The organism is Vibrio sp. 10N.222.55.A1 (assembly GCF_041473835.1).
Taxonomy (GTDB): domain Bacteria; phylum Pseudomonadota; class Gammaproteobacteria; order Enterobacterales; family Vibrionaceae; genus Vibrio; species Vibrio crassostreae_C.
Map to the genome: position 1 here is coordinate 1 of NZ_JBFRSX010000075.1, position 23,412 is coordinate 23,412.

Sequence of the window (23,412 nt, forward strand, 5' to 3'; positions counted from 1 at the left end):
GTGCTTATTATCCATACAATCTGTTTAAGAGTGATTCGCAACGCTTGGCATTTTAGCTATGCGTTGCGTTTTGTGTTTAAGGTGGCATGCGGTAACTTCTGTATTGCGTTGCTCACACCTTAACAGGGCGATACCGCAATCAATCATCTAACCTTTTCATAGCTTTACGGTAAACATCGCTACGTTCGCGTTTTCCGACTGCTAAGACGGTTACAATGATGACATCGTCTTCAACTTTGTAGACGAGACGGTAGCCCGATTGGCGCAGCTTAATCTTATACATGTTGTCAGCTCCAGAGAGTTTTGAAGCCGGAACATGCGGGTTATCTAAACGCTCGATTAGCTTTTTCTTAAATTGTTGTTGAAGCGTTGAGCCAAGCTTTTTCCACTCTTTGAGTGCACTCTTTTTAAAGTCGAGTTTATAGGTCATCAATATTTACCGAAATACTCTCTTCAGATTCACGCTCTTTCGCAATAGTTAGTAGTTCAAGATCTTCGAGTCTGTCCATCATCATTTCGTACGCTTCGGCTGGTACGCAATAAAATGCTGGCTCATTTCGGTTCAGTACAGCAACAGGTTCACCGTAAGCACTAGTTGCAACTTTCATAGGGTTAGCTTTCAACTCAGTAATGCTTGCAGCAACATCGGCCAAAATTCTAGTGGTCATGTAATAGGTCTCTTAAGTGGTCTTTGTTTTGGTCATTTTAGCCTCAACCAAGAGGTATAACAAGTTGCTTAAGAATAATTCGCAACGCGTGGCATTTTTACTATGCGTTGGTTTATGTGTTTAAGGTATTATGCGGAGGCTAAGGTATTGGTTTGCTGACACCTTAGCAAGGCGTAAAGTGTCGATATCTTGGGATAATAGTTCTAGATATCTAATTCAAAATAGCTGCGTAAACCTTAATTTAGAGGCTCTTGAACCATGGTATTACTTATAGTTTGGTTGGCTATTTGGGTTTCTTCAGTCAAGCCACTTGCTTCTGTCGCCCGACGAACATACCGCATTAGAGTACAAAGTAGTTCGAATGGTTGGAAAAGTATTTTGTTTTTTATATTGGCTCACCTTACCTTTGTTCAACTATTTAGCTTTCCTGTAGATAGTTGGTTTTACTGGGTACTTCCAGTACTAAATGTTTTGTTTGTTATGCACATGCTCTTGCTCTTGGATTTGGTTCTAGATCGTTATAGTGTGGTTGATACTTCACGTTTTACCCATCGTTCAATTGCACCTTTTTTGGTGTCATGTAGTGCATTTATTGCAATGCTTTTCTACTCAGCTTATCTCAATGATGCAATACTGAGGGGAGTATGTATTGCTGCTCTCTCAATAGGTTTGACAGGGTTTCTAGTAACTTATAGAAATGTAAAATAGGGTCATACAGCTAACAGAGTATTTTAGGTTGATAAGAACCAAGCAAACCACAAAGGGCGCCAATAACGGCGCCCTTTGTGTTAGTTGGAAACGCTATAAGTGTCGTAGTCGCGAAGTAAGAAGATCGCAATACAGGCTGCGAGCATTGGCCAAGAGGCGAAGAACAGTAGGTTGTTGAACGGGTCCATGTATTTTCCAAAAGAGGAAAAGGTTGAGCCTGCATGAAGGACTAAAATGGCTCCGTAGGTGTACTTTTTCCACATGCCTACAACGAATGCGCCTAAAAATCCGAGCTGCGCGACACCCAGAGCCATCATCGCATTGTTCGAGATGTCGATGCCGTAAAAGCCAGACAGTACTTTTGTCGCGTGCTCAGGGACAAGGATCTTATCCAAGCCCCAGAATAAGAAGACGATAAAAATGCCGATTCTCAGCAGTAGTAGGCTAGTCGCCAGTTTGGTTTGAAGTGTCTTTTCCATGATATCCCTTGTGATGCATTCAATGATGCGATGATTTAAATGTTCATCAAAGGAGACCCATAGCCTTCGCGTTTTCTTTCGCAGTTTTTCAGTGGCTTATGTAACAGGAAATGTCTGGTTGGTTTGTTCCTCAACGTTATCGGACTCAAAATGCTGCTGCCTGAGTAAGCTGACAGTCAGGTTTATCGGCATCGGCTTATAAAAATAGAAGCCTTGGATATAGTCGACACCGAGCTTAGATAAGATTTTCACTTGGGATTCATACTCGACACCTTCGACGATGACTTGCATGCCTAAGGAGCGTGATAGTTGAAGCATGGACTCTAGCAAAGGGAGACCAAAGCTGGATTCGTCGGATATGTTTTTCACAAACACGCGATCGATTTTGAGAATGCTGAACGGGAACTGTCTTACGAAATCTAACCCTGCGTAGCCTGTACCAAAATCATCAATCGCGACTCTGACGCCCCTGTTCGATAGCTTGGTTAGGTTGTCTCTATTTTTGACCATGTCGGCATCAGAACATTCACCATATTCGGTTACTTCAAAAACCACCTGCTTGAGGATCTCAGGGTGTCTTTTAAAGATGCTGATCACTTTGTTAGAGAAGTTACTGTTAGACACTACGTTGCGGCTGATGTTGACGCTGATGTACTTTGAGTCGAACACATCTTGATTGCTTTTCAACGTCATTAATACTTTGCGCAGCACGAAGTAGGTGAGCTCCTCAATTAAGCCTAAGCTTTCAGCAAGCGGAATGAAAATAGCCGGGGAGACGTTACCTTCAATTGGGTCGTTCCATCGTAATAGTGACTCACAGCCGACGATCTCATTGGTGTTTTGGTTAACGATAGGCTGCATGTGAACATGAAGGTGTTGGTTTTTTAGCGCACTTGAAAGCGAATATTCTAAGCTGCGTTGGCTCTGCTTTTTATGCTTGATGGAAAGGAGAATAATGGTCGTGATTCCGGCCATCAAAAAGCCAAACCATAAATAACTCAACATGAAGTGAAGATAAAACTGATACCCAATGTATGAGGTGATGGTTAATGGGTAGGTGTTCGATTGTATCCGCACCTTGGCGATTGATGAGTCAATATCGATAGGGTGGATATCTCTTTTGATCACTTCAACTTTGGCCTGTATTCCATGGTTGCTGAGGCTTGTTTCAACAAGGTCATAGATGAAGTGTGGCGGAATCATCAGGCTCACTCCGGCATCTTCTTTGTTCGAGAAAATGAGCATGATGGACTGAACTTGCGTGATAGCCGAGTTGGAATACGACAGGGTCGTTAAATTCGGGTCGTCGTTGAGTCGCTGCCTAATGGTGCTGTATAGGCGAAATGAAACGTCAGCATCGGTGGTTGAACAGTAAAATCGGTTCTGTTTATTGAATACCGCTGCTTCTTTTACCCAATCGGCTTCAAAAACGTTTTGTCGAAGCTGTCTAACGATCGCGTCGCATGACTGTTCAGGTCTAACTTCAGATAAAAAACGGTCGAACCTTGATTGGATCCCTTCTAACCTGGTTTCGACTAACCTTGATGTGTCTTCGGTTAATGTTTGGTAGTGATGTGGTGTAAAAGGAATGAGCATTGCCATGGAAAAAAAGAAAGAAATGGCAAAGTAAAATGAAGTCTTGGCAATGTTTTGGTACTTGATATCCATAGTTGGAGAAGCGTTACCGATTTATGTGAGCATTCGATTTAATTTATAAAGTTAACGATTACGTAGCAATATAAATAATTAATATTGTGAATGCAGGCACGAATTATTGATATAAATAATATGTTTTATAGTTTTACCAGCAAAATCTGAGCGTTATCTCATTTATTTGAGTTGGCGAGGCGTCATTTTTGATGATTTATGCGGATAACAAATGCTTATATCCTGATAAATTTTATTGTTATTTGCTCTGGCTGAATGAGCTGAATGAGCTGAATGAGCTGAATGAGCTAAATATTGAGCCACGTTTAAATAAATAAAGTCACGACACGATTCGTTTTGGTGGTGGCAGCATAAAGGATGATTATGACAAAACTGATATCGGCACTCATAGCGGTGTGCTTCTCATTCTCTGCGTTGGCCTACGAAGGTGTTGTTGATTGCGAGAATGCGATGAATACCATCGAGATCAATCACTGTGCGGCAATTGAGTTGGAATCTGCACAAGCGGAACTGGATAAATACCTTGCAGCCAGCTTTGAGCACAATGCTTATGATGCTGAGCTGGTGGCGTCAATTAAGAAGGCTCAGGAGAGCTGGCAGGCGTACATGACAGCACATTGTGATTCTGTGTACACCCAATGGCGTGAAGGTTCTATTCGAGGGGTTATGGCGCTTTCCTGCAAGATGACGTTAACCAAGCAGCGCACGCATGAGGTGTGGGTGAATTTCTTAACCTATATGGACAGCACGCCTCCCGTTTTACCAGAGCCTTAATTAGCGCCGTAGGCAGGTTTAAAATACGTACAGGACTGTGCACCTGCTTCAACCTTTGGCGGGCTAATAAGAAAGCGATAGGGGATTGCCTTACTCTTTCGTTCTTAGTTCTTAGTCTCTAGCTTGAAGCATTACAGCTTGAAGTTTTACCTAGCAAGGATTCGATTTTGAATAATGTCAGTATCACGCTTATTCAGCTTGAAGTTGAATACAAAAACAAACAAAAGAATATAGATTCGGTCTCTGATCTTTTGCAAGCGGAGCCGTCAGTCGGTGATATTACTTTACTGCCTGAACTGTTCACGACTGGGTATATTTTTAACGAGGCTGAAGAAATTCACGAATTGGCTGAAGACTTCGCCGACAGCAGTACTATTGATTCATTAACTCAGCTTGCAGCGAAGCATCACACCTTGATTGTTGCTGGTATTGCCGAGAAAGATAGCGGCCAATATTACAACAGCGTCGTGGTTGTGGATGCTTCCGGTTTACGACACAAATATAGAAAAATCAGTCAAACCAAATTCGATAAGCAGTATTTCTCGAGAGGGGAGGAACGCCTCTCGTTTGAGCACAAAGGCTTAAAGTTTGGTGTCGCGATTTGCTTTGATATTTGGTTCCCGGAGATCATGAGAGGGTATCAGTCGGTCGACGTTATTCTTCACCCTGCCAACTTCGGTGGGCATCATAGTTTTGCCATTGCTCAAGCGAGAGCCTTGGAGGAAGGGTGTCACATGGTTACTTGTAATCGCGTCGGGCAAGATGTGGTTAATGCGTTTACCGCGACATACTGTGGTGGTAGCCGAGTCTACTCACCCAAAGGGGAGTTAATGACTCAGCTCAACGAAAGGCAATCGGTAGAAACCGTAAGTATTCAAGAACTCTCGATTGCGCCGCAATACAATGGCGTTGATGTTGAAGATGAGATGCAGCAAATCACCACTCTGTTAAACTGTTAAACTGTTAAACTGTTAAACTGTTAAACCGTTAAATCGCTAGAACAGAGACTAGCGCGGTATAAGATCGAAAAACGCAAGGTGATTAAGCCTTGCGTTTTAGCTTGGGAGCGAAGCGTTCTTAAGCTTGATCGTTCATTTGATTCAGATGCTCGACTGAATGGGCGTTTTTCATCCGCTGAGCTTGATGGATATTGACCATAAGGCGATTGAGCAGCTTTTGCAGTCGTTCAATATCCGGCAATTGTTGATTTTTGGCTTCGACTTCTAGTTCCAATGCCTGCTTAGAAAGCATGTTAAGGCCTAAGTTTAGTGACATGCCTTTAATGGAGTGCAGGGTGCGACAAAGTGGCTCTAATTCTTTATCTAAATAGTATTCGATGACACGATCAACCGACTGTTCGAACTCAATAATGGTTGAGTCGATGAGTAAGCTGAACCCTTCCGTGTCGTCTTTCAGTATGTGTATCACTTCTGAGTGGCTGATCTCTTCTTCCGTTAACCTCAGCGTTTCAATAGGCTTACGATGAAGCTCGACAATATTTTCATTCTCACTCGAACCTTCGGCTGCGGTTTGTTTCGGTAATCGACTTGAGAACTGTTGTAGGGCGTCGAAGAAACTCTCTTGCTGCAGAGGCTTGGTCAGAATATGGTCGACACCGGCTTGAATGAAGTTGTCATGCGCCTCACGGAATACATCGGCCGTATAAGCGAATATCAAGGTATCGAGTTTCAGCTTTTCGCGGATGTAATTTGTTGTCTCGACCCCGTTCATTTCAGGCATATGATTGTCCATCAAGATAAGGTCATATTGAGTGGTTTTGAGGCGTTCAATTGCTAGTTTTCCGTTCTCTGCATGATCGACATGATGGCCGAGCTTTTCACAAAAGCCCTGTGCAACAATGGCATTAATACGGTTATCTTCCACCAACAGGATACTTAACGAGTCATAACTGAGAGTTTCTGCATCGACTGTATGGGTTGCGATGTCTTTCGCTTTGCTTTCTTGCCATGTGATAGGCAGAGAGACTTGGAATTTTGTGCCAAGCCCAACAGCACTGGTTAATGTGATTTCTCCATTCATGAGGTTGACTAGGTTCTTGACGATTGCGAGGCCAAGCCCTGTTCCGCCAAACTTCCTTGTTGTGGAAGTGTCTGCTTGTTCGAACGAATTGAATACCTGTTCGTGCTTATCTTTCGGGATACCAACTCCGGTGTCTGTCACGGTCAGAATCAGTTGATTGTTGGGGCGATTGAGGTCAGCTTGAATGGACACATGACCCTCTTTGGTGAATTTGGTCGCATTGCCGCCCAAGTTGAACATGATTTGACGTAGCCTTGCACAGTCTCCGACGAGTTGGATGTTTTTCGGTATGTTATTTTCGATCAACAGGCGAATGCCTTTTTCATCGGCTAAGGGTTTTAGAGCGCTGCATACAGGCTGCATGACTTGAACAAAATTAAAGGGTGCCACATCTAGCTCAAGCTTGTTTTCTTCGACTTTTGAGAAGTCGAGAACGTCGTTGAGTATTGTCATCAAGTGGTGACCAGAATCGAGAATGATGTTGATGTTCTCTTTTGTTTCGGGTTCTTGGGTCTGGCTTGCAATGATTTGAGATATTCCAAGAACGCCGTTCATTGGCGTTCTGATCTCGTGGCTCATGGTAGACAGAAAATCGCCCTTAGCTTTTACTGCGGCTTCAGCTTTGGTTCGTTCGGCGATTAGCTCCCGAGTTTTCGCTCTCATTTCACTGTCATTACTGATCAAATTGTCTGTCATTTTTTGAAAGCTTTGTTTGAGATGAGCGATTTCGTCTTGGGTGTTTATATTTGAACTCAATTCCAGAGTTGCAGCACCTTGATCCAAATGGCCAGCGGCAACTTGGTTAGTGGCCTCAAGTAGGGTGTGTAATCTTCGATTAATACGCTTTGACGCCCACGCAGCAACAAGGAGTGATATGAACACGGAAAACAGTGTTCCGAGGATTAATATGTAGCTGGTTTGATTGGCTGAGTTCTCCGATTTTTCGACCCTGGTAATAATAAGTTGTTGTTCAATTTCAATGAATTGAGCAATCTCTTGGCGAATCTCATCAATCAATTTTTTTCCGGTTTGCTGCTGAGTGAGGTCGATGACACTTTGTATTTCAGCTTCGCCTTTATTGACAAGGCTGCGTTGATTGATCTCTTTCTCTCCAGACTGTTTCAGCCATGTTTTATGAATATCATCGATTCTATATAGGCGTTCTACTTGAGGTGGGTTATCACTCACTTGATTCGCAAGGGTTTGGAGTTTTTGAGGCCATACATCAAGCGCTAAATGGTAGGGTTCTAAAAAAACAGGATCTCCCGTGATCAAGTAACCACGTTCAGCCGTTTCTATGTCGACCGTTAAGCTGAGAAGTTCTTGAGCCCGAGCGATGGCTTTATGTGTGTGTACAACCCAATTATTGTCTTTTACAACCGTTCGGGTGTTTTCATGGACAGAAAAAGCCACGATAAGCATCAAAGCGATAGGAATCAAAAAGCTGACTAATAGCTTTTTCTGTAGGGATATATTGTCAAACCAACCCGCGATCATAAAACAGCGCTCTCCATGTCGTTGTTATTCACTGTTAGTGTAGATGATAATCAGTCGTTAAGTGCGCAAATAGTTGCTGAGTGCGTAAATACATATTTTAGCGTGTAAGTTTCGTATATTAACGGCATTTTAGGGGCGATTAAGCGGCGTTATTATGTTTCAAAGACAAAAAAGCTAGCTCAATAAGCTAGCTTTCAACGGTGTGATGAGTGTGGCGAGTATTAAAGCGCTTTTACGCTGCTTCGTTCAACAAGAGTAGGTTCAAGTTCAACGACTTGCGGATAAGCATCTGGAGTTTGTAATCTACTCAAAAGCGTATCCACTGCGGTTTTACCTAAACGATGTTTTGGCTGGTGGACAGTGCTTAACGCGGGTGTCATGTACTTCGACAGGTGGATGTCATCGTAGCCAATGATAGACAGATCATTCGGAATCGATGTGCCATCTTGCGCCGCAGCGTGAATCACGCCCATCGCCATCATATCGTTACTGACGAACAAGGCAGACGGCATTTCGCCACGAGTTTTCAATGTCTGATAAGAGTCAAAACCACCGTCACATTCAAAGTTGGATTCAACAATCCACTTAGGGTTGATCTCTAAATTGGCTTCTTCCATTGCTTGCTTGAAGCCTTGATAACGAGACGAAGCTTGATTACGGTGCAGTGGGCCAGTGATACAACCAATTTGAGAATGACCGTTATCTATCAAGTGCTTAGTTGCCATGTAGCCACCTTGGTGCGAGTTGTCTTGGATCTTATCGCTCGCAAACAACATAGGGCCCCAATCCATGACTACAACAGGCAGTTCTGGGTAGCGCTCGAATACATCGATATGTTCGCCTTCAAGGGTAGAACACATTAGCATCAGGCCATCGACACGCTTTTGCAGCAAGGTATCGATAGAGGATTTCATGCGTTCGCTATCGCCTTCGGTGTTACACAAGATAAGGTTGTAGCCTTTTTCGTAGCAACGACGTTCTACACCTTTCACCACTTCGCCAAAGAATGGATTGGTGGATGTGGTCACTAGCATTCCCAAGGTTTTGGTTTGCTTCATTTTCAAGCTGCGAGCCAATGCAGAAGGCGCATAGTTGAGTTCTTTAGCCGCACTGTTAACACGCTCAGCAATCTCTTCACTGACAAAGCGTGATTTGTTGATCACGTGGCTCACGGTAGAAGTCGAAACCTTTGCGAGCCGTGCGATGTCTTTCATTGTTGCCATAAAAAATCCTTGTGGGAATAACCTTCCACGTTGGGCGATATTCTGCCTGAAAACAGGGGCTTATGCTTGTTATTTGTTGTTACCGAATTTGAAGGCTAACATCCGTTAACTACGGTTTAGTTCAGGAGTTAGGCCTTCAAATAGGTATCAAGCTAAGCAGACAGTCGCTTTGCTAAGAACGCATCGGTTTCAGCACGGCTTGGAATCGACGTTTGAGCACCAAAGCGTGTCACAGAGATAGCAGCTGCAGCATGAGCAAATTTAATCGCACGCTCAAGTGGCATATCTTCAAGCAAGCCTGTCACCAACGCGCCGTTAAAGGTGTCACCTGCGGCAGTTGTATCTGTTGCTTCAACACGGAAACCTGCGATTAATTCACCTTCGCTGGCTTCATTACCTTGACCACGATGACTCACCCAAACGCCTTTCGCGCCTAGCGTGATCATTACCGTTTCGATGCCTTTCGCGTGCAGAGCCAAGGCAGCCTGATGAGCAGATGCGTTGTCCGTCACGGTAATGCCTGTCAGCACTTCTGCTTCAGTTTCGTTCGGTGTAATCACGTCAACACAAGCAAGCAGTGAATCCGATAATGGACGAGCAGGAGCCGGGTTTAGAATGACTTGCGTGCCACTCTCTTTTGCTACTTTCGCAGCGTACTCAATACCTTCAATTGGCGTTTCAAGTTGAGTTAGCAGGTATTTGGCTCCGCGAATCTTCTCTAGATGTGGTTCGATTTGGTCGCAAGTCAGCTTGTCATTAGCTTCTGCAGAAAGACAGATGCTGTTTTCACCCGTTGCGGATACTTGGATCATCGCGATGCCAGTTGGCGTGTTGTCTGCCACGATAACACCGTCGATGTTGATGCCGTCTTTAGCGAAGTCTTGACGAATGTTGATGCCGAATGGGTCGTCACCGACACAGGCGATGAAGCCAATGTCTGCGTTTAATCTTGCTGCCGCTACGGCTTGGTTTGCGCCTTTGCCGCCAGGAATGACCTGATAGTTCCCGCCAATCAAGGTTTCACCCGGACGAGGGAACGAAGGAACTTGCAGTACGTGGTCAGCGTTAACGCTACCTAAAACAATCAGTTGAGTCATGATACGAGCCTTATGATATATCGTATTTGAAAATGCATGGGTCTTTCTCATGGTGTTAAGTGCGCTCTCTTTTGTGAGCGGAATGAGAAACAGCGATGCACTGTCGGGGTTTGCTTTTGTTTGAGTCAGCGAGCCAATCAAAGCAGGGAGATAGGGAACTCCCTGCTTTATATCGCGTTACCTAGTAACGATTACTTAGCGATGATTTTTAGAGGTACTGGTACGTACTCGTCTACTGTTTCGCCTTTCAGTACTTTGTCTGCCATTTCGATACCTAGAGAACCGATTAGGTCAGGTTGTTGTGCAACTGTAGCGCCTAGTAGGCCGCGGTTAACAGCAGCGATGCCGTCGTCTGTGCCATCAAAGCCAACGATCATCACTTCTTTACCTGACGCTTGAACTGCGCGAAGTGCACCTAGTGCCATTTCATCGTTTTGAGCAAATACTGCTTGTACATCTGGGTTAGCAGCAAGCAAGTTTTCCATTACGTTCAGACCTTTAGTACGGTCGAAATCAGCAGGTTGGCTTGCAAGAAGCTCAAGGTCGCTGCCGTTTACTGCATTCATGAAGCCTTCACCACGTTCACGAGCTGCAGAAGTACCAGCAATACCTTCAAGTTGGATTACTTTCGCTTTTTCGCCCACTTTTTCCATGATGAAGTGACCTGCCATTTCACCACCGATTACGTTATCAGAAGCGATGTGGCTTACTACGTCACCACGGCTTGCACCACGGTCTAGTGTTAGTACTGGGATGTCTGAACGGTTAGCCATGCGAATTGCGTTAGACACGGCGTCTGAATCTGTTGGGTTGATCAGGATTGCCTTAACACCACGAATGGTTAGATCTTCAATGTTCGACAGCTCTTTGCTTGGGTCGTTTTGAGAATCAAGAACGATAAGCTTGTAGCCTAGCTCTTCAGCTTTCGCTTCTGCGCCATCTTTCATGGTTACAAAGAATGGGTTATTCAATGTAGATAGAACGATTGCCATTGTATCTTGCGCCTGTGCAGACACAGATACCGTTGTAGAAAGAAGAGCAGCAGAAATAAGAGTCGCTAATTTTTTCATGGTGTAAGTCCTTTGTGTAGGGTGAGCTAGGAGGTGAGTCCTAACTCGTAGTTACATTATTTATAGATTCTAATATTTTAAGGTAAAACAAACTGTTACTTTTATTAAACTAGAGTGTTACTTGTATTAACCTAGAGTGTGAATAGGTTTTATTTGTTTTTGTTGTCGACCAATACTGCCAGAAGAATAACCACTGCTTTTGCAATCATCTGGTAGTAAGAAGATACGTCTAGTAGGTTTAGGGCGTTGTTTAGGAAGCCGATAATCAGAGCACCAATCAATGTGCCCATGATACGGCCACGACCGCCAGCTAAGCTTGTCCCGCCAAGAACTACGGCTGCGATAGCGTCTAGCTCATAACCCATACCTGCGGTTGGTTGAGCAGATGACAAACGCGATGCCACGATGATGCCTGCCACTGCAGCTAGCAGACCACAGATTGCGTAAACACCGATTTTTACTTTGTCTACGTCGATGCCTGATAGGCGAGTTGCTGATTCGTTGCCACCCAGTGCGTAAACGTAGCGACCAAAGCGTGTGTGGTTAAGTAGGTACCATACTGCTGCGAATACCACGACCATGATCCATACTGGAACCGGTACACCCATTGCGTAGCCAGTACCGAACCAAGCGAATGCGTCTGCTGTGTCTGTGAAGCCTGTTGAAATAGGACGACCATCTGTGTAAACCATGGTTACGCCGCGAAGTAGTGTCATGGTGACAAGCGTTGCGATGAAGGCTTGAACCTTACCCTTCGCGATAATCACACCACTAATCGCACCTAATGCTGCACCTGCTACAAGAGCGGTTGGTACTGCGATCATCACAGGGATTTCCATGCCAATCATGCTGGCTGCGAACGCACCACAAAGCGCCAGTACAGAACCAACACTCAAGTCGATACCCGCGGTTAAGATAACCAGCGTCATACCTACAGCGATAATTGCGTTAACCGAGGTTTGGCGCAGAATGTTTAGGATGTTGTCGACAGTAAAGAAGTTCGGGTTTAAGAAAGAAACGACAACAATCAGGAAGAGCAAAGCAATCAATGACTTTTGATCAATCAGCCACTCTTTGCTGATTAACGGTTTTTTCTTTGGAGCTTCAGTTGTTTTGCTCATGGTTTTAGTACTCATGCTGCGTCCTCGTTGATCTTTTTACCGACCGCACACGCCAGTAATAATTCTTGGTTTGCTTCTTTAGCATCAAATTCACCGCTTACACGGCCTTCATGCATCACCATGATGCGGTCACTCATTCCTAACACTTCTGGCATTTCAGATGAGACTAAAATGATGCTCATGCCGTCGGCTTTAAATTTATTAATGAGTTGGTAAATCTCTTTCTTAGCACCGACATCGACACCGCGCGTTGGCTCGTCGAGAATCAGTACTTTTGGTTTGGTCATCAAGCCCTTAGCGATAGCCACTTTCTGTTGGTTACCACCAGAAAGGTTGCCAATAATCTGTTCGCGCGTCGGGGTTTTGATGTTGAATAGCTTGATGAAGTCATCTACTGCAATCACTTCGTCTTTATGTTGGATTTGACCGCTCTTTGTTAGTAGGTCAAGTGAACATAACGACATGTTTTCTTTAACAGAAAGCCCTAGAACTAAGCCATCGCCTTTACGGTCTTCAGAGATGTAAGCAATGCCATTGGCCAAGCCGTCTTTCGGGCTTACAGGGTTGATGGTTTTATTTTCTAGGTTGATGACGCCGCGTTCACTTGGAAGGGCACCGTAAATCACTTTCATCAGTTCAGTTCGGCCAGCACCCATTAGGCCAGATACACCCAGGATTTCACCGCGTTTTAGCGTAAAGCTCACATCGTGAACACCAGAACCCGTCAGGCCAATCACTTCAAGACAAGTTTCACCATGGCTCTGGCCGATACGTGGATATTGCTCGTCCAGTTTACGGCCAACCATCATCTCGATTAGGCCATCTTCGTCGGTGTCTTTTACTTCACATTGTCCAATGAACTTACCGTCACGAAGCACGGTGATGTCATCACAAATCTCAAAGATCTCTTTCAAACGGTGAGAGATGTAAACAATGCCACAGCCTTCATCGCGCAATTCGTTAATCACCTTAAACAGAGATTCAGTTTCGGTATCGGTTAGCGCATCGGTTGGTTCATCCATGATGATGACTTTAGATTCAAACGATAGGGCTTTCGCAATCTCTACCATTTGCTGCTCACCAAGGCTCAACTGACCTAGAGGCGTTTTCGAGCTGTGTTTCACGTTAAGGCGTTTAAGTAGCTTGTCTGCTTCTTGGTACATCTCGTTCCACAAGATACGACCCATGGTGCCCGTGATTTCACGACCTAAGAAGATGTTCTCGGCGATGGTCAATTCAGGGATTAGATTCAGCTCTTGGTGAATGATGCTAATGCCTGCTTGTTGAGAATCACGTGGCCCTTTAAATGCAGCAGGTTTTCCTTGGTAGGCGATAGTGCCGCCGTCCAAGTGATAAATACCTGTCAGCACTTTCATGAGCGTTGATTTACCTGCACCGTTTTCACCCATTAACGCCATTACGCGTCCTGGATAAACGTTGAGGCTTGCCTTATCCAGTGCTTTAACACCAGGGAAGGCTTTCTCAATTGAGTTAAGTTCTAAAATGGCTTGAGTCATGTCGGTTCCTTTACTCGGGGCCAGTTGTATTTGATTATTCTGTCTATGTATTGTTTTTGGTTCAGTGATGACACTGAGCTGTCGTTGCGTTTTGCTTGAGCTAAAAGGTTACGCCAGCTTGGAAAATAACATTTGCGTATGGTGTGCATTCACCGGTGCGAATCACTGCACGGCTTTCATGCGTTCGCTGTTTGAATTCTTCATGAGTGATGTAAGTAATAGAAAGCGATTTGCCACAACGTGCTTCTTCTGTCTTGATTAAATCAATCAGCGCTGCGTGGTGCTCTGGGCTTACTTTCGCAAACTCTTCTGCAATCACAACGCCTTCGATTTGAGATTCATCCAGCATGGTTTTTACCGTTTGCTGAAAGCTTGGGACACCGTGAGTCAAAGCAAGATCAATACGAGTTACGTGGTCTGGAATCGGCAGGCCCGCGTCACAAATCGTGATTTCATCTGTGTGGCCAAGAGTCGCCACTAGGTAAGAGAGTTCAGAGTTTATTAAAGTACTTTTTTTCATATCACGACCTATCGAAAAATAACGCTTGATGGGTTGAGAACAACTCAAGAAAAGCCATCGAAACGTTTCGATAGTGATAATAGTGTCTGATTTATCATTTGCACGTTTGATTGTTTTAGAGTGTGATAATGATCATCGAAACGTTTCGATGGGGCGTTTTTTGGTGATCTTAGTCACCGCCATTGATTGCATAAATCCTTTTACGTGGGTTCAATCGATAGCGCATATCCGAACTTACTAATGGTAATGATCTGGACGTTGGATGCTCTTAATCGCGCGAACACATTGCGTAGGTTATAGACTACGTTTGCAAGAACATGTGGTGACGAGAGTTGTCCGTCCCAACACACATCAACAATATGCTCTCTTGAAATCGGTCTTCCCACATTTTCCAATAACAAGCAGAGCACTGCTAATAGGCGAGGGCGCAAAGTGATTTTGTTTCCTTGCTGGTTGGTAATCGTTCGAGCGTCGATATCAATGATTAAGCCGTTGAAGTCTATTGTGTGGTTCATCGTGTTTTCTGTTCGTCTTATTCTAAATTGTGGAGATTGAGCAAATTGGCCTGCTGTTGGAGCGGGTAATTATTTAAGTGTGCTAATGGTCGAAGTGGGCGGGTTAACTGACACGATCAGTGAGCCTATTACTTTTAAAGCCGAAGACAATACTTACCGATTAATTGCTGGTTACAAATTTAACCGCATTGTTTCGGTTGAAGCTCAATACACAGATTTTGGTGATATCGCCCTGAAAACGAAATCTGGTAATAAGGTTTTCACTTGGACACCTCAAATCTTTTCGGTAACGGCGAACCTCGGTTACACGTTTGATAATGGCATTCGTCCATTTGGCACTATCGGTCTGTCGACTATTGATCTAGACATGAAGCTTGCTGATGGCTCTCGCCCTTCAGGAGATGGTTTTGATGATTCGGGAGATGGCATCCGTATGGGTGTTGGTGTTGGATATACGCCACCTACAATGTCTTCGTTGAGCTTTCGCTTAGCGTACGAAGCCGATGCTTTTGATATCGAAGATTACGAAAACGGACACAAGACAGAAGATACTGTTGTTCTGGATTCTTTCTACTTAGGCGCAATGTACACATTCTAAGTTTCATACTTTGCTAAACGGTAAATCGGTTTCTAAATGGGGCGTCGGTTAGCTCAACCCGTTTAGCTAAAGTGGAAGGCCGCAGTTTTTGACTGCGGCTTTTTTATGTTTAACTCTAGGCTTCACGAATATGAGCGGTAACAGACACGATGGCATGGTCCGTACTGAATTGGTCGTGTTCAAAGCTTGGATTGGTGAGGTGATGGTCTAACACTGTGTAGCTAGAGATCTCCATCAAACTAGACGAGTTCTGACAATCAAACTCGTTCGACATCAAAATGTAGTCCAGTACAGACCCAGATGCGCCGTAGTAATGGGTTGGCTTACGCTGTTCAAGCAAATCTTCTTCATGTAGCTGATGGTAAAGATCCCAGCTGTCTTTCAAGCGAAAGTGGGATAGCCAATGCTTGCTGTTTTCGTCTCGGTTGATTGAGTAATTCAACAGCCCTTTAAACTCATCATTAAACAGTGGCTTATTAAAGTCACCCATCAACACAACAGGTTGCTCGGTTTGGTAGCGTTGGTTGGTGATGTATTGATACAGCATCTGAGCTTCTAGACCGCGTTGGACACTTGATAGCCAAGAGCCAAGCTGTTCTTGGTGAAAACGAGTGAGCGTGTCACTTTGTGGTTTTGCACCTTGCTGAGTGTTGTCCGCATCGACAGATTCTGCTTTTGGTTCTGTCGGACGTTGTGATTTGAAGTGCACCACATAACAGTCGGTTGAACCTAAATGGGGTAACGTAATCGTCGCGTGAACAGGTGTTCTGTTGAATGAGAATTTGTCGCCAAGGTTGAATGCTGTCAGTAACGTCGAATCTGGCGTAACAGGCTGAACGTTTTCAATAGGGTAACGGGAAGCAATACCAACGACAGGTGAGGTGTATAGGTAATCATCTTCAACGTGTGCGCTATCGACCACTGCAAAGTATGGATAACCTAGGTCGTTCATCAATTGCTCTAAAGACTGCGGGCTAAATATCTCTTGGAAGCCAATCACATCGCAATCTAATGAACGAATCGCTTCAGCCATCCAATGTTGCTTCTTCTGCCATTCTTCGAAGCTGTAGATGTTCTCAAAATCATAATAAGCATTCGGTGGCTCGAGATAGTTCAGAAGGTTGAACGTTGCGAATGTTATTTGGTTTGGTTTGTTCAAAGTGTCATTCCATTTAGACCTAGGCAGCAAGGATACTCCAGTAAAAGTATAGTTTGTTGATTATTTAGAGCCTAAATTTCACTTTAGAAGCCAACCAAAGGAAATCTAAGCTGTGGAGGCTTGTGTCATTCAGGCTAAGCAATCAAAGCTCACTGCATCCAATAACTTCGAGTGGTGACGAGTAATTTGTAAATAAACCGTCAGAGATAGAGTGCTGATGGTTTTATTAGTTATTACATGATGTTAGATTTGAACCTATACTTGATTTAACGGCATGCATTCAAAGCCGATAAATCAACTTGAATATAGAATTCATGACATTTGAAGGGAGAGTCAAATGGGAACAGTTTTTCGACGCAAAGCCTCGCAACGCACTCAGTTTTTCAGGTTTAATTTGAAGTCATGTGCAATCATGTTGCCGCTTATTGCTTTACAACCCTCCGTTACTTACGCTTCTGAAACCCAATCAACTCCTGCTGTCACCGTTATTGAAACCACACAACTGGTTGGTTTTGGTGAAGCAAAATATCCAGCCGATTTCACTCACTTCGATTACGTTAATCCTGATGCGCCAAAGCAGGGCAAAGTGACCTATGGCAGCATAGGTACGTACGATAGCTTTAATCGATTCGGTTCCCGCGGCGTTGCTGCAAGTTATACCGGAGAGATTTACGATACCTTGATGTTTTCTCCGAGTGACGAGATTGATGCGTACTATCCATTGATCGCTTCAAAGGTTCGCTACTCCAGTGATTTCACTTGGATGGAAATCGACATCAACCCAAATGCTAAATTCCAAGATGGCGAGCCTATCACTGCGCATGATGTTGCCTTTACTTTTGACAAGTTCTCAACCGAGGGCGTGCCTCAGTATCGTGTGTACTACAAAGAGATTAAGTCAGTAAAAGCGGTCTCTGATTTGGTTGTTCGTATTGAAATGAACAGTCCAAACCGCGAAAAACTGTTTAGCTTCGCGCAAAGCACTCGTGTATTGCCGAAACATTTCTGGAAAGACAGAAAGCTGTCTGAGCCTCTAAGTGAGCCACCAGTCGGTAGTGGTCCTTATAAGATCATCAGCTACAAATCAGGCCAAAGTGTTACCTATGGTCTAGATGAAAACTACTGGGCAGCAGACCTACCAGTTAACGTTGGCCGCAATAACTTCAAGCAGGTGCAATACGATTACTACCGTGACGACACGGTAATGTTGGAAGCGTTCAAAGCAGGGGAGTTCGATCTTCGAACCGAGAATTCGGCTAAGTTCTGGGCTAACTCTTATACGGGCGCGAACTTCGATAAAGGCTACATCATTAAAGAAGAGATCAACCACGAGAAGCCTGAAACGACTCAAGGTTTCGTCTTCAACATTCAATCACCTGTGTTCTCGGATCCTAAAGTGCGTGAAGCGTTAACCTATGCGATGGACTTTGAGTGGATGAACAAGAACATGTTCTATGGTCAGTACAAACGTACTCGCAGCTACTTCCAAAACACAGACTATGAAGCGAAAGGCTTACCAAGCGAAGCGGAAGTCGAGTTCTTGTCTCAATACAAAGATCAGATTCCACCGCGAGTTTTCACCGAGGAATTCCAACCTCCCGTTACCGATGGCAGCGGCCGTATTCGTAGTCAGATGCGCACGGCTTTCAAACTATTGAAAGAAGCGGGTTGGGTGCTGAAAGACAAAGTCATGACCAACGAAAAGACTGGCAAGCCGATGTCATTTGAGTTGTTGATTTACAGCCCAACCACGGAACGTATCGCAACGCCGGTTCAAAAGAACCTTAAGCGCATGGGTATTGAGATGAAGATCCGTACCATCGATACCACTCAATACATCAAGCGCTTGCGTGACCGTGATTTCGACATGGTTTCGTCGTCATTTTCCGCAAACCCTTATCCTAGCCCGAACTTAATGATCGTTTGGAACTCTAACTATATTGATTCTACTTACAATACTGCAGGTGTTATCGATCCAGTGGTTGACGCGTTAACAGAAGAAATTGCGCGTAACCAACAGCACCCTGAAAAGCTTCTTACACTAGGTCGTTCACTTGACCGTGTATTGCAGTGGAATTTCTACAACATCCCGCAATGGCACGTTGGCGAATATCGCGTAGCAATGTGGGACAAGTTTGAGCGTCCAGATGTATTGCCTAAATACGATTTAGGTATCGATACATGGTGGATTTCAGAAGAGAAGGCGGCTTTGCTTCCTGAAAAACGTCGCTAGGAGTTAGTTAGCATGGCTGCGTATATATTTCGGCGTTTATTGTTGGTGATCCCCACGCTGTGGGCGATCATCACCATCAACTTTTTCATCATCCAGATTGCCCCTGGAGGTCCGGTAGAACAAGCCGTTGCTCAATTAGAAGGGCATAACTCTGGCATCATGGAGCGCTTTTCTGGTGGTGGACAAGAAGTTGATTTAAGCGAAAGTGACCAAGCGTCTGCCAGTGGCTATAAAGGCTCGCGCGGACTTGATCCTGAAGTGGTTGAAGAGATCAAAAAGCAGTTTGGTTTTGATAAGCCGATTCATGTTCGCTACTTCGACATGTTGAAAAATTACGCGACCTTTAACTTTGGTGAAAGCCTGTTTAAAGGCGGCAACGTTATTGATTTGATCATCGAGCGACTGCCCGTCTCCATCTCCTTGGGATTGTGGAGTACCTTAATCATCTACGTGATCTCGATACCTTTAGGCATTATGAAGGCGATACATCACGGCTCTCGCTTTGATATTTGGTCGAGCGCGGTGGTGATTGTCGGCTACGCGGTGCCGGGCTTCTTGTTTGCGATTATTCTGATTATCTTGTTTGCAAGCGGTAACTACTTCAGTTGGTTCCCATTGCGAGGGCTTGTGTCGAGTAACTTCGACCAGCTCAACTGGTATCAGCAAATTGGCGACTACTTCTGGCACTTGGCGTTGCCCATTTTCGCCATGGTTATCGGTGGATTCGCCACGCTCAGCATGCTGACCAAAAACTCCTTCCTTGATGAAATCAATAAGCAATATGTAGTGACTGCGAGAGCGAAAGGCTTGGACGAGAGCAGTATTCTTTATAAGCACGTTTTCCGTAACGCCATGCTGATCATTATTGCGGGTTTCCCAAGCGCATTTATTAGTATTTTCTTCACGGGTTCTATGTTGATTGAAGTGATGTTTTCACTCGAAGGAATTGGTCTGCTTGGCTTTGAATCAACCATTCAACGTGACTATCCCGTGGTGTTCAGCTCTCTCTATATCATGACCTTGCTTGGCTTGGTGCTGAGCATTATCTCCGACCTGACGTATACCTGGGTTGATCCTCGAATTGATTTTGAAGCGCGTTAATGGCGAACGAATAACAAGGTATTGATAATAAATGTTTAACAACCCTTTAGCTGAAGCTCGTTGGTTACGTTTTAAAGCAAACAAGCGTGGTTTTATCTCCCTTTGGATATTTACCATCTTGTTTGGCTTGAGCCTGTTCGCTGAGATCATTGCCAATGATAAACCACTCTTGGTTTCTTATGATAATCAGTGGTTTGTGCCTGTTATCAATGAATATGCCGAGACGGAGTTTGGTGGTGAGTTTGAAACCGAGGCCGACTACAAAGACCCGTATGTTATCGAGCTCATTGAAGACAACGGTTACATCGTGTGGCCAATCATTCCGTTTAGCTACGACACAATAAACTTCGATATTTCAGGTGCGGTGCCATCGGAGCCCGATTCGGTGAACTGGTTAGGGACTGATGATAAGGGGCGAGATGTATTAGCTCGTATCATTTATGGTTTCCGTATTTCCGTTCTATTTGGTTTTATTCTGACCATTGTATCGAGCGTGATTGGTGTCGTGGTTGGCGCAACACAAGGCTACTACGGTGGCTGGGTTGATCTATTCGGACAACGCTTCATTGAAGTCTGGTCTGGTATGCCGACCCTGTTCTTGCTGATTATTTTGTCGAGTTTTATTGAGCCGAATTTCTGGTGGTTGCTCGGGATTATGGTGCTGTTTAGTTGGATGAGTTTAGTCGGCATCGTGCGAGCGGAATTTTTACGCTGCCGAAACTTCGATTATGTGCGAGCCGCGCAAGCCATGGGTGTTGATGACAAACGTATTATGCTTCGTCACATGTTACCTAACGCGATGGTTGCATCGTTAACCATGATGCCGTTTATTCTTTCAGGCTCGGTGACCACACTGACTTCGTTAGACTTCTTGGGCTTTGGTCTTCCTGCGGGTTCGCCTTCGTTAGGCGAGTTGTTGGCGCAAGGTAAAGCTAACTTACAAGCGCCTTGGCTTGGCATTTCTGCCTTCGTCGTGCTTTCACTGATGCTTACGTTACTGGTCTTCGTTGGTGAAGCGGTGCGTGATGCTTTCGACCCGCATCAACAGAAGTAAGGATAGGTTATGACTTCAAATACAACGCCTGCTTCTCCGGTTTTGACCATAGATAAACTGTCTGTCGGTTTCGGGCGAAAAAACTCGATAGAGCAAGTGACACAAGATGTCTCTTTAGAAATATACAAAGGTGAGACACTTGCTCTGGTAGGAGAGAGTGGTTCAGGCAAATCGGTTACCGCTAATTCAGTATTGAAACTGCTGCCTAAAGGCTCGTCACATTACTTAAACGGTAAGATTAACTTCTCTGGCACCGATATTCTGAGTTGTTCTGAAAGACAACTGCGCGGGATTCGTGGTGGTCGCATCGGCATGATCTTTCAAGAGCCCATGGTGTCGCTGAATCCGCTTCATAGAGTCGGAAAACAGCTTGTTGAAACCCTCGCGATTCACCGAGGTATGAGAACCAACAAAGCGCAAGCCTTAGCGATAGAGTGGCTATCCAAGGTTGGCATTCGCTATCCTGAGCAAAAGATTTCAGCCTATCCGCACGAGCTATCTGGTGGAGAACGCCAGCGCGTGATGATCGCGATGGCACTGATCAATGAACCAGAGCTGCTTATTGCTGATGAGCCGACAACGGCTTTGGATGTATCGGTACAAGCGCAGATCCTCGACCTTCTAAAAGACCTGCAACAAGAGCTCGGTATGGCAATGCTTTTCATTACTCATGACTTAAGTATCGTTCGTAAGATTGCCGACAGAGTAGCGGTAATGAAAGATGGTCGCTTGGTTGAAAGTAACGACTGTCATACCCTGTTTAACGCGCCTGCTCACCCTTACACTCAAAAACTTATTAACTCTGATCCGAAAGGTTTGCCCGTTCCTGTGTCACCCGAAAGCAAACCGCTACTCGATGTAAATCAACTTCGTGTTTGGTTCCCGATCACGGGCGGTTTATTCAAGCGCACCATTTCTCATGTTAAAGCTGTGACCGACATGGAGTTCACTTTGAAGAAAGGGCACTCAATCGGTTTGGTTGGCGAAAGTGGTTCTGGTAAATCGACGACCGGTATGGCGATACTTAAGCTGGTAGATAGTGAAGGGTCAATCACCTACTCGAGTGAACAGCTTCAAGGTTTAGATCGAAAACAGATGCTTCCGTTTAGAAGCCGTATGCAAGTAGTCTTTCAAGACCCGTTTTCTGCGCTAAACCCGAGAATGTCGGTCGCTCAGGTGATTGGCGAAGGTTTGTTAGTGCATCAACAATTGGATGAGCACGAACTCGACCAACGCATCTGTGACGTAATGAAAGAGGTTGACCTCGATCCTGAAACGCGTCACCGTTACCCAAATGAGTTTTCTGGCGGTCAAAGGCAGCGTATTGCGATTGCTCGTGCTTTGATTTTAAAGCCAGAGTTTATCCTGCTCGATGAACCAACATCGTCATTGGACAGAACCGTTCAAGCTCAAGTATTGGATTTGCTGAAGTCACTTCAAGAAAAGTATGGCCTGACCTATTTGTTTATCAGTCATGATCTGAATGTCGTGAAATCCTTGTGTCATTACACCATCGTCATGAAAGCTGGCGAGGTAATAGAGAAGGGCGACACTGAGACTTTGTTTGGTAATCCGCAGCATGAATATACTAAGCAGTTGGTGAGTCTTTCGAATGTTGGTGGTGTTTTATAACGCAGAGAGTTTGTTTAAAACAAATGGGCTCTGGTTGAATTCAACATGGTCATTTCGTTGTTTTAAGATTACACTGCGCCCAATATTTCAGAAGTACATATTTAGGTAGAGGTCACCATGGACCAAGAACATTACGAAGACGCTGATTACGAAGGCCAAGAGCTGGGCGAAGAAGGCGAAGAGATTGAAATTGAAGCAATTGGTATTGATGTTTCATCACAGCCAATCGAGCTCTACAAAGTGTTTAAAATTGCTAACCTAGTGAGTGGTGGCGGTGAAGCTAAGCACATCATCTCTGAAGGCTACGTAGCGGTAAATGGTGAGCTAGAAACCCGTAAGCGTCGTAAAATGTACGATGGCGACTTCTTTGAATTCAACCAAGAATACTATGTAGTGGTGTGTGATCAGCCAGTACAAGAAGAATCAGAAAAGCCGAAAAAGAAAGAAACGCCTAAAAAAGAGAACAAGGCGAAGAAAGGTCAGTCTAAAAAGGATTCTAAGAAGAAGGAATCTAAGAAAAGCAAAGCAGAAATGCTAAGCGCAAAGGCTGAACCAAAGAAAGAGAAAAAAGAGAAGAAACCGAAAAAGAAAGCGGATACGCCAAAGCCAACACGTGATGACAAAAGCGGCCGTAATTCGATTGAGTTCTTCTAAGTTATAGCTCTAAACTACAGATCTAAAACTATTCTTTTGAAATTCGAGCAACGTTAAACTTAACGCAAAACCGAAGTTTAACGT

21 protein-coding genes are annotated in these 23,412 nt (G+C 44.5%); 8 read left to right on the forward strand and 13 right to left on the reverse strand.

Features of this window, described 5'->3' with window-relative positions; all coding sequences use genetic code 11:
• Nucleotides 1-139: 139 nt before the first annotated feature.
• The 4 genes from AB4493_RS19580 to AB4493_RS19595 form a co-directional block, all read right to left on the reverse strand.
• Nucleotides 140-430, reverse strand: a complete 291-nt coding sequence (locus AB4493_RS19580) for a type II toxin-antitoxin system RelE/ParE family toxin (protein WP_005377002.1) — start codon at nucleotides 428-430, stop codon at nucleotides 140-142.
• Complete coding sequence (locus tag AB4493_RS19585; RefSeq protein ID WP_004730320.1) at nucleotides 420-668, reverse strand: type II toxin-antitoxin system Phd/YefM family antitoxin; 249 nt, start codon at nucleotides 666-668, stop codon at nucleotides 420-422. The genes AB4493_RS19580 and AB4493_RS19585 overlap by 11 nt, the downstream gene beginning before the upstream one ends.
• A 788-nt stretch (nucleotides 669-1,456) precedes the next feature.
• Nucleotides 1,457-1,855, reverse strand: a complete 399-nt coding sequence (locus AB4493_RS19590) for a hypothetical protein (protein WP_017067715.1) — start codon at nucleotides 1,853-1,855, stop codon at nucleotides 1,457-1,459.
• 96 nt (nucleotides 1,856-1,951) lie between these two features.
• Nucleotides 1,952-3,523, reverse strand: a complete 1,572-nt coding sequence (locus AB4493_RS19595) for an EAL domain-containing protein (RefSeq protein ID WP_372155643.1) — start codon at nucleotides 3,521-3,523, stop codon at nucleotides 1,952-1,954.
• A gap of 363 nt (nucleotides 3,524-3,886) precedes the next feature.
• On the opposite strand from AB4493_RS19595, the gene AB4493_RS19600 reads away from it, so the two are divergent.
• The gene (locus tag AB4493_RS19600) at nucleotides 3,887-4,297 is read left to right on the forward strand and encodes a lysozyme inhibitor LprI family protein (RefSeq protein WP_017067713.1); all 411 of its coding nucleotides are present in this window, start codon (nucleotides 3,887-3,889) and stop codon (nucleotides 4,295-4,297) included.
• Between the two features lie 167 nt (nucleotides 4,298-4,464).
• The gene (locus AB4493_RS19605; RefSeq protein ID WP_372155644.1) at nucleotides 4,465-5,256 is read left to right on the forward strand and encodes a carbon-nitrogen hydrolase family protein; all 792 of its coding nucleotides are present in this window, start codon (nucleotides 4,465-4,467) and stop codon (nucleotides 5,254-5,256) included.
• A 118-nt stretch (nucleotides 5,257-5,374) separates the two neighbouring features.
• On the opposite strand, the gene AB4493_RS19610 is transcribed toward AB4493_RS19605, so the two are convergent.
• The 8 genes from AB4493_RS19610 to AB4493_RS19645 all read right to left on the reverse strand — a co-directional run bounded on the left by AB4493_RS19610 (nucleotide 5,375) and on the right by AB4493_RS19645 (nucleotide 14,897).
• Nucleotides 5,375-7,834, reverse strand: a complete 2,460-nt coding sequence (locus tag AB4493_RS19610) for a CHASE3 domain-containing protein (protein ID WP_017060859.1) — start codon at nucleotides 7,832-7,834, stop codon at nucleotides 5,375-5,377.
• 221 nt (nucleotides 7,835-8,055) lie between these two features.
• The gene (locus AB4493_RS19615; RefSeq protein WP_017071159.1) at nucleotides 8,056-9,057 is read right to left on the reverse strand and encodes a substrate-binding domain-containing protein; all 1,002 of its coding nucleotides are present in this window, start codon (nucleotides 9,055-9,057) and stop codon (nucleotides 8,056-8,058) included.
• Nucleotides 9,058-9,209: 152 nt separating this feature from the next.
• Nucleotides 9,210-10,154 (reverse strand): ribokinase, encoded by a 945-nt coding sequence (gene rbsK / locus AB4493_RS19620; protein ID WP_372111410.1) that lies wholly within the window; start codon nucleotides 10,152-10,154, stop codon nucleotides 9,210-9,212.
• A 191-nt stretch (nucleotides 10,155-10,345) separates the two neighbouring features.
• A complete protein-coding gene (rbsB, locus tag AB4493_RS19625; protein ID WP_372155645.1) occupies nucleotides 10,346-11,224 on the reverse strand; it encodes a ribose ABC transporter substrate-binding protein RbsB in 879 nt (292 codons plus the stop codon).
• Nucleotides 11,225-11,373: 149 nt separating this feature from the next.
• Nucleotides 11,374-12,360, reverse strand: a complete 987-nt coding sequence (rbsC, locus tag AB4493_RS19630) for a ribose ABC transporter permease (RefSeq protein ID WP_017060855.1) — start codon at nucleotides 12,358-12,360, stop codon at nucleotides 11,374-11,376.
• Nucleotides 12,357-13,862 (reverse strand): ribose ABC transporter ATP-binding protein RbsA, encoded by a 1,506-nt coding sequence (gene rbsA / locus AB4493_RS19635; protein WP_017060854.1) that lies wholly within the window; start codon nucleotides 13,860-13,862, stop codon nucleotides 12,357-12,359. The genes rbsC and rbsA overlap by 4 nt, the downstream gene beginning before the upstream one ends.
• Nucleotides 13,863-13,962: 100 nt before the next feature.
• Nucleotides 13,963-14,382, reverse strand: a complete 420-nt coding sequence (gene rbsD, locus AB4493_RS19640; protein WP_017060853.1) for a D-ribose pyranase — start codon at nucleotides 14,380-14,382, stop codon at nucleotides 13,963-13,965.
• A 200-nt stretch (nucleotides 14,383-14,582) separates the two neighbouring features.
• Complete coding sequence (locus tag AB4493_RS19645; protein WP_017060852.1) at nucleotides 14,583-14,897, reverse strand: winged helix-turn-helix domain-containing protein; 315 nt, start codon at nucleotides 14,895-14,897, stop codon at nucleotides 14,583-14,585.
• Nucleotides 14,898-14,982: 85 nt separating this feature from the next.
• Between AB4493_RS19645 and AB4493_RS19650 the strand changes: the two genes are divergently transcribed.
• The gene (locus tag AB4493_RS19650; protein WP_240698121.1) at nucleotides 14,983-15,495 is read left to right on the forward strand and encodes an outer membrane beta-barrel protein; all 513 of its coding nucleotides are present in this window, start codon (nucleotides 14,983-14,985) and stop codon (nucleotides 15,493-15,495) included.
• Between the two features lie 115 nt (nucleotides 15,496-15,610).
• Here AB4493_RS19650 and AB4493_RS19655 read toward each other — a convergent pair whose 3' ends face one another.
• Entirely contained in the window at nucleotides 15,611-16,654 is a 1,044-nt protein-coding gene (locus AB4493_RS19655; protein WP_372148799.1) for an endonuclease/exonuclease/phosphatase family protein, read from the reverse strand.
• 337 nt (nucleotides 16,655-16,991) lie between these two features.
• Between AB4493_RS19655 and AB4493_RS19660 the strand changes: the two genes are divergently transcribed.
• The 5 genes from AB4493_RS19660 to AB4493_RS19680 all read left to right on the forward strand — a co-directional run bounded on the left by AB4493_RS19660 (nucleotide 16,992) and on the right by AB4493_RS19680 (nucleotide 23,328).
• Nucleotides 16,992-18,887 (forward strand): extracellular solute-binding protein, encoded by a 1,896-nt coding sequence (locus AB4493_RS19660; protein ID WP_372155646.1) that lies wholly within the window; start codon nucleotides 16,992-16,994, stop codon nucleotides 18,885-18,887.
• Nucleotides 18,888-18,899: 12 nt separating this feature from the next.
• Entirely contained in the window at nucleotides 18,900-19,988 is a 1,089-nt protein-coding gene (locus AB4493_RS19665; RefSeq protein ID WP_004730359.1) for a microcin C ABC transporter permease YejB, read from the forward strand.
• A 31-nt stretch (nucleotides 19,989-20,019) separates the two neighbouring features.
• Nucleotides 20,020-21,042, forward strand: a complete 1,023-nt coding sequence (locus AB4493_RS19670; protein ID WP_017060847.1) for an ABC transporter permease — start codon at nucleotides 20,020-20,022, stop codon at nucleotides 21,040-21,042.
• 9 nt (nucleotides 21,043-21,051) lie between these two features.
• Complete coding sequence (gene yejF, locus AB4493_RS19675) at nucleotides 21,052-22,674, forward strand: microcin C ABC transporter ATP-binding protein YejF (RefSeq protein ID WP_372133059.1); 1,623 nt, start codon at nucleotides 21,052-21,054, stop codon at nucleotides 22,672-22,674.
• Nucleotides 22,675-22,791: 117 nt separating this feature from the next.
• Nucleotides 22,792-23,328 carry an RNA-binding S4 domain-containing protein gene (locus tag AB4493_RS19680; RefSeq protein ID WP_017064730.1) on the forward strand — a complete coding sequence of 179 codons (537 nt, stop codon included), beginning with the start codon at nucleotides 22,792-22,794 and terminating at the stop codon, nucleotides 23,326-23,328.
• Nucleotides 23,329-23,412: the final 84 nt, after the last annotated feature.

Bases quoted from the DNA above. Each gene is read 5' to 3' on its own strand.
- AB4493_RS19580 (WP_005377002.1), bottom strand. From the start codon at position 430: ATGACCTATAAACTCGACTTTAAAAAGAGTGCACTCAAAGAGTGGAAA.
- AB4493_RS19680 (WP_017064730.1), top strand. From the start codon at position 22,792: ATGGACCAAGAACATTACGAAGACGCTGATTACGAAGGCCAAGAGCTG.
- AB4493_RS19665 (WP_004730359.1), top strand. From the start codon at position 18,900: ATGGCTGCGTATATATTTCGGCGTTTATTGTTGGTGATCCCCACGCTG.
- rbsB (WP_372155645.1), bottom strand. From the start codon at position 11,224: ATGAAAAAATTAGCGACTCTTATTTCTGCTGCTCTTCTTTCTACAACG.
- yejF (WP_372133059.1), top strand. From the start codon at position 21,052: ATGACTTCAAATACAACGCCTGCTTCTCCGGTTTTGACCATAGATAAA.
- AB4493_RS19585 (WP_004730320.1), bottom strand. From the start codon at position 668: ATGACCACTAGAATTTTGGCCGATGTTGCTGCAAGCATTACTGAGTTG.
- AB4493_RS19600 (WP_017067713.1), top strand. From the start codon at position 3,887: ATGACAAAACTGATATCGGCACTCATAGCGGTGTGCTTCTCATTCTCT.
- AB4493_RS19650 (WP_240698121.1), top strand. From the start codon at position 14,983: ATGGTCGAAGTGGGCGGGTTAACTGACACGATCAGTGAGCCTATTACT.
- AB4493_RS19590 (WP_017067715.1), bottom strand. From the start codon at position 1,855: ATGGAAAAGACACTTCAAACCAAACTGGCGACTAGCCTACTACTGCTG.
- rbsK (WP_372111410.1), bottom strand. From the start codon at position 10,154: ATGACTCAACTGATTGTTTTAGGTAGCGTTAACGCTGACCACGTACTG.
- AB4493_RS19610 (WP_017060859.1), bottom strand. From the start codon at position 7,834: ATGATCGCGGGTTGGTTTGACAATATATCCCTACAGAAAAAGCTATTA.
- AB4493_RS19660 (WP_372155646.1), top strand. From the start codon at position 16,992: ATGGGAACAGTTTTTCGACGCAAAGCCTCGCAACGCACTCAGTTTTTC.
- AB4493_RS19645 (WP_017060852.1), bottom strand. From the start codon at position 14,897: ATGAACCACACAATAGACTTCAACGGCTTAATCATTGATATCGACGCT.
- AB4493_RS19615 (WP_017071159.1), bottom strand. From the start codon at position 9,057: ATGGCAACAATGAAAGACATCGCACGGCTCGCAAAGGTTTCGACTTCT.
- AB4493_RS19595 (WP_372155643.1), bottom strand. From the start codon at position 3,523: ATGGATATCAAGTACCAAAACATTGCCAAGACTTCATTTTACTTTGCC.
- AB4493_RS19670 (WP_017060847.1), top strand. From the start codon at position 20,020: ATGTTTAACAACCCTTTAGCTGAAGCTCGTTGGTTACGTTTTAAAGCA.
- rbsA (WP_017060854.1), bottom strand. From the start codon at position 13,862: ATGACTCAAGCCATTTTAGAACTTAACTCAATTGAGAAAGCCTTCCCT.
- rbsD (WP_017060853.1), bottom strand. From the start codon at position 14,382: ATGAAAAAAAGTACTTTAATAAACTCTGAACTCTCTTACCTAGTGGCG.
- rbsC (WP_017060855.1), bottom strand. From the start codon at position 12,360: ATGAGTACTAAAACCATGAGCAAAACAACTGAAGCTCCAAAGAAAAAA.